Below are 231 nucleotides of genomic sequence, written 5' to 3' on the forward strand. Positions count from 1 at the left end.
TCGCCGTAGACAAGCTGGCGGCAGGCATCCAGCGCGACTTGGTTGACCAGGTCCCAGCCCACACCGAGTGCTTTGGCGGTAGCTGACACACTCATCCGGTCAATAGCAAGGCGCTGCAAGATCCAGCGGGTGACCCGGTGCGTGAGCTTGGCGCCGTCATCAGCGCAGGTTAAAGATTCTTGGAAGATCTTTCTCTTACATGAGGCGGCTGTGCACCGGAATCTAGGGACT

At 58.9% G+C, this 231-nt stretch carries 1 protein-coding gene; it reads right to left on the minus strand.

What is annotated here, in order from left to right:
* Positions 1 to 231 (minus strand): transposase family protein (locus HMPREF2792_RS12665; protein WP_198530314.1); only part of this gene is annotated, 231 nt, incomplete at both ends.

The organism is Corynebacterium sp. HMSC068H04, from assembly GCF_001811255.1.
GTDB lineage: Bacteria > Actinomycetota > Actinomycetes > Mycobacteriales > Mycobacteriaceae > Corynebacterium > Corynebacterium hesseae.